Raw genomic sequence first — 11,831 nt, 5'->3', positions numbered from 1 at the left:
TTAATCCCTCACTTTCTTTACTACAAATATAATGCGTTCACACTCTTCCTGGTATTCATCAAAATCGCTATAATAAGCAATAGACTTAAAGCCTGCTTTTTTAAGCATTTTGACATATTCTTCAACAGGAAGAGTTTTTTGATGATGTGTTTCATCAACATGATGACCGTCTTCATCAATAATAATATGATGCGTAATCCCACCTTTGTTGTCACTTTCCACATCCCATGAGAAGAAGAAATCTTCATCCTCATTTTTTTCATGATAATCATCTAAGATCACATTGCATTTATAAAGGCTGTTGACATCAAAGATGAAAGTACCATTGTATTTCAATCCTTCATAAACGTTATTGAAGACATCCTGTACCTTTTTCTTACTTAAAACATAGTTGATAGCATCGGTTAAACAAAGGATAGTATCGACAGGCTGAGAGAGTGCAAAATCACACATATCGATTGTTTCAGTTAAAAGTTCAACACCTTCATCTTTTGCTTTTAAGGCTGTGATGTTTACCATATCTTCAGATAAATCAGTGGCTAGAACCTGATGCCCTTCTTTTGCGAGTTCAATAGCAGTCAAGCCTGTTCCACATCCAAGTTCTAATACTGTTTTAAGATCAGCATGTTCATGAATGAATTTTAAATAATCTGAATAGAAGTCTGGGTCCATTAAAGAATCATAATAATAAGAAAACTCTTTATAGGCAGCCATTATGCAAGATACTCCTTGATATCAATAGTAGGCATATCGCTCCATAATTTTTCTAAATTATATTCTTTACGTGCTTCTTCAGAGAAGATATGACAAATCACATCACCTGCATCGATAAGGATCCATTCCGCATTGCCACGGCCTTCTATGCTTTTAATTTCAAAACCATTCATTTCACATTGATCAACAACATTATCCTGAATTGCATTTAATAAACGTTTATTAGATGCAGTACATAAAATAAATGTGTCATATAAAGGAGAGGCGTTCTCCATATTGATTGCCACAATATCCTGGGCTAATTTATCGTCCATTGCTTTCACAATACATTCTACTTTAGTCATTATTAACTCCTTTTACATATTTATCATAAACCTCAAAGAAACATGGGTCGATTGGTCGATGCTTCTTTGTTGAAAATTCATAAAAATCAGTCAGACAGTTTCTAAATCCTGCTTCAATATCATGCTTACATAAAGTAATCTGTTCTGATGAATCATATCCTCTTAAAGGATCCAACTTATCAGCACAATATAAGCACATACCAAGAAGACTCATGGATGTAGAAGCCGTTGTATGATCTTCAATTGCTTTTAAGATTTCTTCATCACTTATAAGAAATTCATTCTCACATACATAACGTGAGAGCCATTGATGCCAGATAGGTTCAGGCTGATCTAAATGAGAAGCATAATACTTCTTCATCAGTTTTTTAGCCTGATCATGAGGCATTTCTTTTGCAACATCATGCATCATGCCGGCAATATAGCCCTTGAGAGGATCGATGCCATTACTTTCACAAAAATCTCTCGTTAGAGAAGCGACACTTAGAGTATGTTTATAGCGTTTTTCTTTCATTCTATTTCTAATCATAGTTTCAAGATAAAGGCCATTTTGAGAGATATATCTAAGTACATCTTTATCGAGCATATCTAATGCCCCTTCTTTAATTTCTGTGCTAGATGCTGTGATTTCTACATTATCCATCTTAATAAAGTGATATGTCTCTAAATTAGGATGAGTTGTAGGATAACCACCTCTATTAAATGCAACAAGCTGGACTAATTTTGAAATATCTTCCGCATTTTTCCATTTTTCAAAAGCCATTGCCTGATCCATACCCATTAAATAATACAATGTATCATCAGGGTACATCTTCTTTAATGCATGAATTGTATCAATTGTATAATTCTTCTCATTACTTAAAGAATCAAGTTCAATAGTACATACTTTCATTTTTGGATCCTGGTGAATCGCAATCTCTATCATTTCTTTACGACTTGCGCCAGGGGCATTCTGATTATCCTTCCAAGGGTTGTTTTTAGTAGGAATGAAGTAAAATGAATCAAGAGAAAGCGAAGTAATTGCTTCGCTTGCAATCTCTATATGCCCTTTATGGATAGGATCAAAACTACCACCAAGTAAACCAATCTTCATTATATTTTATAAATTCCTTTTTCACTTGATTTAAAGAAGATGATTGTATGTCCAATAATATGAACAACATCTGCTTTAGTACCCATTGAGATTTCTAAAGCCACTTCATTCACTGTTTCAGGGCATGTATCTAATAATTTAACTTTAATAAGTTCTTTTGCTTTTAAGGCATCATTGATGCTGTTGATCTGTTTTTCACCGACACCATCTTTACCAACCTGGAAAATTGGCTTTAAGCTATGTGCTTCACTTCTTAAAAATTTCTTCTGTTTACTATTTAACATTCATTTATCCTCTAAATTAAACTTTCTCTCATAAATACATCAATACCGTCAGGTACATAAACCTTAATCTTACCTTTAGGTGCATGAATACAAACAAATCCTAAACCTGAAATCACAATATCACGCTTTTCTTCTGGTAAAGTGAATTCATAAGCTTTCATTTCCTTCATTGATGAAGCAGGTCCATAAACCTGTAACTGTTTATGTCTATTAAACAATTCATCTGCTTTTTCAGTCTTTGTACGATGAATCTGCATATTTCTCGAGAAGTAGCAGATAAAGTTTCCTTTATTTCCTTTTGTATAATCAATTCTCGCAAAACCGCTGAAGAAGATTGACTGATCAGAATTCAACTGAAAAGACATAGGTCTTACTTCTCCCTGAGGCATGATATAAGCTAAATCTTTCTCATCCACAATGGATGTGTACTGATGTTCATTCAAGATACCTGGAGTATCATATAAAGATGAATGATCATCAAGAGGAATCTTGATTAAGTCAAGTGTCGTACCAGGGAATTCACTTGTAGTAATAAGATTAGTCGTATCTGAATAGTTCTTCAGCATACGGTTGATAAATGTAGACTTACCAACATTTGTGATACCTACGACATAAACATCACGGCCATGACGATATTCATCAATCTTGTCGAAGATTTCATCAAAGTTCATATTCTTCTTGCCGCTTGTTACAACAACATCAAGAGGCTTGATTCCATATTCCTTGAATTGTCTTCTTACCCATGTATTAAGGCGATGTTCCTTTAAAGACTTAGGTAAGATATCTCTTTTATTTGCCAGCACAAGTACATCATTATATCCAATATGACGCATAAGACCAGGTACAAGTGAACCATTAAAGTCAAATAAGTCAACGATATAAACAACTAAACAATCTTTTTCTCCCACAGTCTGTAAAACACGTAAGAAATCATCTTTAGTTAAATGAGATTCCATTTTCTGATGATAATGCATTAATTTATAACATCTTTGACAAAGAATCTTTTCTTTGCTTAAAGCAGACTCTGGCACATAGCCAGGCTTTTTAGTATCAGCGCTTTGAATGATGGCGCCACATCCATAACATCTTATTTCTGTCATATATACCTTCCTTTTCTTAGGTCATTTTACACTATTTTTATTCAATTACATAGAGGTAGAAAGGATATTTCCTACTTTTCATCAAGATAATCATCCATTGAAATAAATTCAAACTCTGTATCAGGATCCCCTTCCATCTCATCAAATAGATTTGGATCTTTAATTGTGAGATCTACTTTATTTTCCTCTATTTTCTTTTTTGCATGTTCTTTAATCACCATAGAGCGTGTGAGATGTACATCATCAATAAAATCAAATGGGCATTGTTTTAAAGTGTTGGCCTTAGCGCTTAGTGCACCAAAGCTGATATCTTTAGATACAAGCTTCATTGTTTCTGTACCACTCTTAATAGTAAATTCATCCTGTGGATTACAGATAAATCCAGTAAAAATCTTAGTTGGTTTTGTCTTTAATGATTTAAATAACAATGTTCCTTTAGTTGCACGATGACATGCTGGAATATCACTTATATGAATACGTTTAAAATGGGCAGGATTCAAAACAAGTAATAAAGACGAAGCGATTGAAGGATCAAAGACACTCATAAAGGCAACCTCATCATCACGCATATTGATGCCTTTTACGCCACCTGCTTTTACACCTAATATAGATATTTCATCTTCACTATATAAAGTACCATATCCTGCTTTAGTGACAGTAATAATACCCTTTGTTCCATCACTTATATCAACACTGATAAGTTCATCATTATCCTTTAAATTCATACACTTTAATGGCTTAGAGAAACGGCTGACATTAAAGTCCTTAATACTTACACGTTTAATTTGTCCATTCTTGCTTGATAAGACAACATATTGGTCTAAATCGAATGATTTAACAAGAATATTACCAATAATCTTCTCATCATTACCTAATTTAATTAAATAACTTAGATGTTTACCTAGATCCTTCCACTTGAAGTCTTCTAACTTATAAACAGGCACGAAACAATAGTTTCCTTTATTTGTGAATGAAAGAATGACATCCAATGTATTGGCTTCAAATAAGTCAACAAGCATATCAGTATCTTTTTTCCCAAATGTATTCTCATCAGAGGCTTTATAAGAACGTGTAGAAATCTTCTTGAAGTAGCCATCACGTGTAATAGATACATAAACATCTTCAGAAATGATCATTGCCTGCTGGTTCACAGACGTATCCATGATTTCATCTTTAATTTCAGTCAAACGAGGTGTTGGATATTTCTTCTTAACCCCTTTTAACTCATCTATAATTACTTTTCTTAATACTTTTTCACTAGTTAAAATCGCATTTAAACTTTCAATGAGAGCCTGTAATTCTTTCTGTTCATTTTCTAAGGATACAATATCAGTATTTGTCAAACGATAAAGCTGTAAAGTAACAATCGCTTCTGCCTGTCTTTCAGTGAAGCCAAAAGCGTTCATTAAATTCACTTTTGCATCCGCCTTATCCTTAGACGCTCTAATTGTCTTGACTACTTCGTCAAGAATAGAAATAGCCTTGATAAGCCCTTCTACAATATGCTCACGTTCCTGTGCTTTATTGAGATCAAAAATAGAACGCTTAGTAACGACTTCACATTCATGTTTGATATAGCCATCAAGAATATCTTCAATACCCATTAATACTGGACGCTTATCCTTGATTGCAGTCATATTATAGTTATAGTTCTTCTGTAAATCTGTATTTTTAAAGAAGTAGTTCAATGTATTTCTTGCATCAACATCCTTCTTTAAATCAACTGCAATACATAATCCATTACGGTCAGATTCATCTCTGACTTCAATAATTCCATCAATATCACGATTAAACTGAATCTCAGCCATCTTTCTTACAAGTTCAGCCTTATTGACTTCATAAGGGATTTCTGTAATAAGAATCTGATTGATATTCTTCTGTTCTACAATTTTATAACGTGAACGAACAACAACCTTACCACGACCAGTTCTTAAGGCAGTCGCAATATCACTGGCTCCTTCAACAATCGCTCCAGTAGGGAAATCAGGCCCTTTAATGAATTGATGAAGTTCATCAAATGAACAATGAGGATGCTTAATACGGTAAATAGTAGCATCAATCACTTCCTCTAAATTATGAGGAGGAATATCAGTGGCATAACCAGCTGAGATTCCTGTAGCTCCATTAACTAATAAGTTCGGATATTTTGCAGGAAATACAGTTGGTTCATATTCAGTATCATCGAAGTTGAGTGCCATCGGCACTGTTTCTTTATCAATATCCTTAATGAGATCAAGTGCAATAGGTGCGAGACGTGCTTCAGTATAACGCATGGCAGCAGCTGGGTCATTATCAATAGATCCGTTATTACCTTGCATATCTACTAAAGGCATACGCATCTTCCAATCCTGTGATAAACGAACCATTGCTTCATAAACAGAAGAATCTCCATGAGGATGATAATTACCAATAACAGTACCGACCGTCTTAGCTGACTTACGATATGGCTTGTTAGGAAGATTTCCTTCTTTCCACATAGCATATAGAATTCTTCTTTGTACTGGCTTTAATCCATCTCTTACATCAGGTAATGCACGATCCTGGATAATATATTTAGAATAACGTCCAAAGCGGTCACCCATGATATCCTCTAAGGACATAATAATATTTTTTTCTGTCATGTTTGATCACCTATCCTTCCATAAAGAAGCTATCTTCTAATGAGAATTGTACATTGTTTTCAATCCATTCACGTCTAGGCTGTACTTTATCACCCATTAATACAGAAACACTTCTTTCTACAATTGCTGCATCATCAATAGTAACCTGAATGAGTGTACGTGTTTCAGGATTCATAGTTGTTTCCCATAACTGTTCAGCATTCATTTCACCAAGACCTTTGTAACGCTGTACATCGTAGCCTCTTCCCATCTTCTTACGTGCGGCTTCTAAATCCTTTTCATCCCAGCAATAGATGACGTTGTCTTTTTTGCCGGATTTCTTAGAAACTTTATAAAGAGGTGGCATAGCGATATAAACTTTACCAGCTTTGATCAAATCACGCATATAACGATAGAAGAATGTAAGCAACAAAATCTGGATATGTGCTCCATCAGTATCCGCATCGGTCATGATGATAATCTTATCATAAGCACTATCATCCGCATTAAAATCAGCACCTACACCCGCATTAATTGTATTAATCATTGTGCTGATTTCTTCGTTCTTTAAAATATCTGCCTGCGTGGCTTTTTCTGTATTGATAACTTTACCACGAAGTGGAAGAATAGCCTGGAATTTACGGTCTCTTCCCTGTTTTGCACTACCACCGGCAGAATCACCCTCGACAAGATATAATTCATTCTTACGCTTGTTCTTAGACTGTGCAGGGGCCAATTTACCACTAAGGAATTTCGCCTCACGGTTATTTTTACCTTTTCTTGCCTGTTCCTTAGCCTTACGTGCTGCCTGTCTTGCATTTGCTGCTTTGATCATCTTTTCAATCAGCTTTTCTGCAATATCTTTATTTTCTTCCAAGAAATAAGTAATACGTTCAAAAGTAACATTCTCTAGAATATTACGGGCAATAGGTGAACCAAGCTTAGATTTGGTCTGTCCTTCAAACTGAAGATATTTTTCTGGAATTTTGACAGAAATAATAGCATTCAATCCTTCACGTACATCGCTGCCTTCAAGATTCTTATCCTTTGCCTTTAATAAGGCATATTTTCTCGCATATTCATTAAATACCTTAGTCAAACCAGAACGGAATCCTACTTCATGTGTACCTCCATCTCCAGTACGTACTAAATTAACAAAAGAAATAATATTCTCTTGATAGCTTTGTGTAAACTGCATCGCAATCTCTACTTCTATTTCGTTATTTGTATCATCAAAAGAGATAATAGGTGATACAGCTTCCTTATCATTATTGATCCAGTCAATAAATTCTTCCAAGCCTTTCTCATACTGATATGTTTCATCTTTATCAGTACGTTCATCAATAAGTTCTATTGTCATTCCCTTCAATAAGAATGCATCTTCACGTAGTCTTTCACTAATTGTTTGGAAACTAAATGTTGTGGTAGAGAAAATAGAAGCATCAGGTTTGAAATGAATAATTGTACCTGTCTTATTTGTTTTCCCTACTTTCTTTAACTTTCCAATTTTTGTAGCACCCTTTTCAAAGCGCTGTGTATGAATGACACCATCACGATGGACAGTGACCTCTAAAAATTCACTGAGGGCATTTACTACAGAAGAACCTACACCATGTAGTCCTCCTGAAGTCTTATAACCACCATCTTCTGAGAACTTACCACCAGCATGTAATACTGTTAAGATAACTTCTGTTGTTGGCTTTCCTGTTTCTTTATTAATACCTGTTGGCATACCACGGCCTTCATCTTCGACCGTTACGCTGTTGTCTTTATGTAATGTAACTGTAATTTTCTTACCATAACCAGCAATAGCTTCATCAATAGAGTTATCAACGATTTCCCATACAAGGTGATGTAAACCACGAGAATCAGTTGAACCGATGTACATTCCTGGTCTTTTTCTAACGGCTTCTAGACCTTTTAAGATTTGAATATCAGATTCATCATAATGTGCATTTGACATGAGCATACCTCCTCAACTTGACTAGTATAACACAAAAAGGAATTTATAGGAAAGTTTGATTTTTTGTAGTATTTATGTATAATGATTTTTTGTGAGGTGAGTCGATGAAATATTTAATTATAATCATCTGTTTATTAATAAGTTATCTATATGGTTCAATACCTTTTGCCTTAGTCATTGGTAAAGTGTTTTATAATACTGATGTTCGTCAATATGGATCACATAATCTAGGTGGTACCAATGCAGGAAGAGTACTAGGCAAAAAAGCCGGAATGGCAGTTATTTTACTTGATGCAACAAAATGTATCATTACCATCTTACTAACAGGATGGATTGCGAAAGTATCTGGTATTTCAGCAAATATTATCTATCCATGTGCACTATTCTGTATGATTGGTCATTGTTATCCTATCTTTGCGAATTTCCAGGGTGGTAAGGCTGTATCAAGTGCAATCGCCTATACATTAATGACTAATATATATGGTTTTATTATCGCAGTTGCGGTATTCTTAATTACATTAAAGACAACTAAGTATGTATCTTTATCGAGTATCCTTGGTGCGACAGCTGTTCTTATTGCTTCACCATTTATTGGATATTCTACAACTGGAATCATTACTAATATATGTGTTGTTGCACTTATTGTCTATAGACATCGTGCAAATATTATAAGAATAAAAAACGGAACAGAAAATAAAGTCAAATGGTTTTAGCCATTTGACTTTTTTATTTGGAAAATGATTCATTTGACTGGTGTGGAAGGAAATTATTATTTCCATAAACTTCCACAGTAAATGCGCCATTACTATAATCCACAATTGTTTCAGAGCAGCCATCCACAACAGGACTATTGACTTTAATATAGTCTTTTCTATCGAGGTTCATGATAGTGGCCATAATAATAGTAAAACAGAATCCATGAGTGACAATAAATACGTTGTCATAAGGCTTTTTCACAAGATCATTTAAGAAGTCTTTAACTCTTTCTTCAATTTCATCATAGGTTTCCCCTTCTGGAATACCATTGGATATTTCAGGGTGACACCATAAATCATGATAAGCTTTTTTATATTCCTCAGGAATTTCATCAATTTTCTGTCCTTCTAATAGACCAAAATTCATTTCTCGAATGCGTTCATCAGTAATGATGGGCTGATTATCAAATAATAGCTTTGCAGTATCATATGCACGCTTAATAGGACTGGAACAAATAGCATCATAATGATTATTCTTGATATGTTCTTTTAAAGCAAGAATATTATCCATGCCTTCAGGACTTAAAGGAGAATCTTTACATCCTTGAAGTCTTTTTTCTTTATTCCAAAGCGTTTTAGAATGTCTTGTAATTGTAATTTTCATGGTAAATAAAAATAAGGGTTTTATCCCTTATTTATATTGATCATTAACACTTTTCATGATTCTCTTGATCTGAGTTTCGCTAGGTTTACGTCCCATTTCCATAAACATAGCACGAATCATTTTTTCTGAGATTGGTGGGTTTTTCTTTAATTCTCTCTTGAACATCCATCTTGCAAAGAAGAATCCAACAAGAGCACCAATAATTGTAGTAATAATATATCCTGCTACCATTGTAAATACCTCCGTTAACGTTAAATAATTATATCAAACTAGATTATGTTTGTAAATTGTTTTAGTGTTTTAGTACTAATTTAAAGAGAGAATATCCTAAGATATCCTCCCTTTTTGATGGTTTTTATAATGAGTTGTATTCTTTTACAACGTTTTCAACAGTAAAACCATATTCCTTGATGACTCTACTTGCTGGAGCACTTGCCCCAAAAGTATCAACACACATAGTTTTACCATCTAAACCAACATATTTATGCCATCCAAAATCAGATAACATTTCTACAGAAAGACGCTTTCTGCAGCTATTTGGTAAAACGGATTCCTTATATTCATCAGTCTGTGCATCAAATAAATTCATTGAAGGCATAGAAACAACACGTACTGAATGTCCCTGTTTTTCTAATTCTTCCTGTGCATGAATTGCAAGACCTACTTCAGAACCAGAAGCGATAATGATACCTTCTAGATCACCAGATTCTTTTCTAGCAATATAGGCACCATGTAATACATCTTCATAAGTAGAATTTGTAAGGTTTTCTACTGGCTGTCTAGTAAGAATTAATGCAACTGGCATATTCTTTGTTTCAACAGCAATCTTCCAAGATGCAAGCATTTCATTTGCATCAGCTGGACGTAATACTTCAACATCAATACTGCTTCTCAGCATTGCAAGCTGTTCAACAGGCTGATGTGTAGGACCATCTTCACCAACTGCGATAGAGTCATGTGATAATGGAAGAATGATTGGACATTCCTGTAAAGAACCCATTCTTAAGGCTGCTTTAAAGTAATCACTGAATACCAAGAAGCCCCCTGCTGAGATCTTAACACCCTTATGTAATGTCATACCATTCATGATAGACACCATTGCGAATTCTCTGATACCAAAATATACATTTCTTCCAGTATAGTTTTCACAGCTAAATCTTCCTTCACCCTTGATTGATGTCTTAGTAGAAGAAGATAAATCTGCAGTACCAGATAAGAATGTAGGGTTCTGTGCAGCAACTTCCTGAATAATTCTATGAGAAATATTACGAGTTGCTTCTGTATAGCCAGGTTTGAATTCTTTTTGAAGTTCTGTAATATCTAAATGATAATTACCTTCAATAGCATTTTTATATTCTTTATATTCTTCTGGATATTTTTCAGCATATTCTTCAACAGTCTTTAACCATTTCTTATATGCTCTTGTACCACGGTCTTTAACATTCTTCTTGAAATCAGCATAAACTTCTTCAGGAACATAGAAAGGATCATGGTCAAATCCATAAGATAACTTAGCATTCTTACCGTCTTCTTCACCTAAAGGTGCACCATGAACTTTATTAGTTCCCTGGTTGCAAGAACCATAACCAATTACGGTCTTCATGATGATAATAGATGGTTTGAATAACTCTTTCTTAGCACGCTTTAATGCACGGTTGATGGCCTGAATGTCATTACCATCAGCCACTTCGATAACCTGCCAATTCATTGCTTCATATCTCTTCTTTACATTTTCACTGAATGAATATGAAAGAGGACCATCAAGTGTTACTTCATTGGCATCATAGATAACAATAAGCTTTCCTAAAGAGAGATGACCAGCAAGAGAGGATGCTTCATAAGTCACACCTTCCTGCATATCACCATCACCACATAATGCATATGTGTAATGGTCAACAATTGAGCAATCTTCCTTGTTGTATTTTTCGGCAAGGAACTTTTCAGCAATTGCCATACCTGTTGCTGTAGGAACACCCTGACCTAAAGGTCCTGAAGATGCATCTACACCATCTGTGATAGTGATTTCTGGATGTCCAGGTGTTTTTGACTGCCACTGTCTGAACTGTTTTAAATCATCAAGACTTAAATCATAACCAGAAAGATGTAATAAAGCATAAAGTAAAGAACTAGCATGACCACTTGCAAGAACAAAGCGATCCCTATTTTGCCAACTAGACAAAGAGGGATTTATGTTCATCACCTTAGTAAACAATGTATATAAAGCTGGTGCGCCATCAAGAACCATACCTGGATGACCAGAATTTGCCTTATTAATCATGTCAATACAAAGCGATCTTATTGTAGCGATCGATAAATTCGAATCCATTTCGAGTACCTCCTAATCACACTCATTATACATAATTTTAATGATGTG

The 11,831-nt window shown here is 34.6% G+C and carries 11 protein-coding genes; 1 reads left to right on the top strand and 10 read right to left on the bottom strand.

The annotated features are described in order from the left end of the window. The 7 genes from NQ499_RS07230 to parE form a co-directional block, all read right to left on the bottom strand. The gene (locus NQ499_RS07230; RefSeq protein ID WP_006506641.1) at window positions 1–714 is read right to left on the bottom strand and encodes a class I SAM-dependent DNA methyltransferase; all 714 of its coding nucleotides are present in this window, start codon (window positions 712–714) and stop codon (window positions 1–3) included. Then, the gene (gene rsfS / locus NQ499_RS07225) at window positions 714–1,058 is read right to left on the bottom strand and encodes a ribosome silencing factor (protein ID WP_006506640.1); all 345 of its coding nucleotides are present in this window, start codon (window positions 1,056–1,058) and stop codon (window positions 714–716) included. The genes NQ499_RS07230 and rsfS overlap by 1 nt, the downstream gene beginning before the upstream one ends. Continuing rightward, window positions 1,051–2,151, bottom strand: coding sequence for a nicotinate-nucleotide adenylyltransferase (locus NQ499_RS07220; RefSeq protein WP_006506639.1), 1,101 nt, complete (start codon window positions 2,149–2,151; stop codon window positions 1,051–1,053). The genes rsfS and NQ499_RS07220 overlap by 8 nt, the downstream gene beginning before the upstream one ends. Continuing rightward, window positions 2,151–2,435 carry a ribosome assembly RNA-binding protein YhbY gene (gene yhbY, locus NQ499_RS07215; RefSeq protein ID WP_006506638.1) on the bottom strand — a complete coding sequence of 95 codons (285 nt, stop codon included), beginning with the start codon at window positions 2,433–2,435 and terminating at the stop codon, window positions 2,151–2,153. The genes NQ499_RS07220 and yhbY overlap by 1 nt, the downstream gene beginning before the upstream one ends. Before the next feature lie 11 nt (window positions 2,436–2,446). After that, on the bottom strand, window positions 2,447–3,535 hold the full coding sequence (gene yqeH / locus NQ499_RS07210) for a ribosome biogenesis GTPase YqeH (RefSeq protein WP_006506637.1): 1,089 nt from the start codon (window positions 3,533–3,535) through the stop codon (window positions 2,447–2,449). A gap of 71 nt (window positions 3,536–3,606) precedes the next feature. Further along, on the bottom strand, window positions 3,607–6,156 hold the full coding sequence (parC, locus tag NQ499_RS07205; RefSeq protein ID WP_006506636.1) for a DNA topoisomerase IV subunit A: 2,550 nt from the start codon (window positions 6,154–6,156) through the stop codon (window positions 3,607–3,609). A 10-nt stretch (window positions 6,157–6,166) separates the two neighbouring features. Further along, on the bottom strand, window positions 6,167–8,098 hold the full coding sequence (gene parE, locus NQ499_RS07200) for a DNA topoisomerase IV subunit B (protein WP_081455851.1): 1,932 nt from the start codon (window positions 8,096–8,098) through the stop codon (window positions 6,167–6,169). A 104-nt stretch (window positions 8,099–8,202) separates the two neighbouring features. Here parE and plsY point away from each other — a divergent pair, with 104 nt between their 5' ends. Continuing rightward, on the top strand, window positions 8,203–8,811 hold the full coding sequence (plsY, locus tag NQ499_RS07195; protein ID WP_006506634.1) for a glycerol-3-phosphate 1-O-acyltransferase PlsY: 609 nt from the start codon (window positions 8,203–8,205) through the stop codon (window positions 8,809–8,811). A gap of 13 nt (window positions 8,812–8,824) precedes the next feature. On the opposite strand, the gene NQ499_RS07190 is transcribed toward plsY, so the two are convergent. The 3 genes from NQ499_RS07190 to tkt all read right to left on the bottom strand — a co-directional run bounded on the left by NQ499_RS07190 (window position 8,825) and on the right by tkt (window position 11,783). Continuing rightward, the gene (locus NQ499_RS07190; RefSeq protein ID WP_006506633.1) at window positions 8,825–9,457 is read right to left on the bottom strand and encodes a histidine phosphatase family protein; all 633 of its coding nucleotides are present in this window, start codon (window positions 9,455–9,457) and stop codon (window positions 8,825–8,827) included. A gap of 27 nt (window positions 9,458–9,484) precedes the next feature. Continuing rightward, the gene (locus NQ499_RS07185; RefSeq protein WP_006506632.1) at window positions 9,485–9,688 is read right to left on the bottom strand and encodes a YneF family protein; all 204 of its coding nucleotides are present in this window, start codon (window positions 9,686–9,688) and stop codon (window positions 9,485–9,487) included. A gap of 124 nt (window positions 9,689–9,812) precedes the next feature. After that, window positions 9,813–11,783: a transketolase gene (gene tkt, locus NQ499_RS07180; protein WP_040390131.1), complete on the bottom strand. Its 1,971-nt coding sequence runs from the start codon at window positions 11,781–11,783 to the stop codon at window positions 9,813–9,815. Between the last annotated feature and the right edge of the window lie 48 nt (window positions 11,784–11,831).

This window comes from Catenibacterium mitsuokai (genome assembly GCF_025148785.1).
GTDB classification, from domain to species: domain Bacteria; phylum Bacillota_I; class Bacilli_A; order Erysipelotrichales; family Coprobacillaceae; genus Catenibacterium; species Catenibacterium mitsuoka.
This window is presented reverse-complemented; position numbering and strand designations above follow the sequence as displayed.